General features: G+C 43.6%; 1 pseudogene. It reads left to right on the top strand.

Annotated features, from left to right (window positions below):
- Positions 1 to 614 (top strand): annotated as a pseudogene (locus CXF67_RS17955) (gliding motility-associated C-terminal domain-containing protein); the annotation flags it as partial.

The raw sequence follows: 614 nt of genomic DNA, 5'->3' as shown, positions 1-614 counted from the left end.
GCGATCCAGATTTCCCAACGGGAGCAACACAAACAGAAGGGGACGATCCAACCACGACCACCATCGTAAGCGGACAAACGCTTAATGAAATAGATGGTTTTTACGAAACAGGGACTTTAACGGGTCACTTGTACTTCGATGAAAATGGAAATGGTACTCAGGAGCCAAGCGAAGCAGACATGCCAAATGTAGATGTTGAAATCACGGATGTATTTGGAGTAGTCACGACACTTGCAACAGATGCCAACGGTGATTGGAGCTTAGTTTTACCACAAGGCGATGCTACATCAAGTATTGTTCGAATTGATCCAGATTTCCCAACAGGAGCATCTCAAACAGAGGGAACGGATCCAACCACGACTACTATTGTAACCGGACAAACGCTTAATGAATTAGATGGTTTTTACGAAACAGGGATTTTAACCGGTCACTTGTACTTCGATGAAAATGGCAATGGAACTCAGGAGCCAAGTGAAGCAGATATGCCAAACGTTGATGTAGAAATTACTGATTCTTTCAGTCAAGTTCAGACTGTAACGACAGATGCCAACGGTGATTGGAGTCTAGTTTTACCACAAGGCGATGCGACATCAAGTATTGTTCGAATTGATCCA

The sequence above is a fragment of the Psychroflexus sp. MES1-P1E genome (assembly GCF_002836055.1).
In the GTDB taxonomy this organism is placed as follows: domain Bacteria; phylum Bacteroidota; class Bacteroidia; order Flavobacteriales; family Flavobacteriaceae; genus Psychroflexus.
This window is presented reverse-complemented; position numbering and strand designations above follow the sequence as displayed.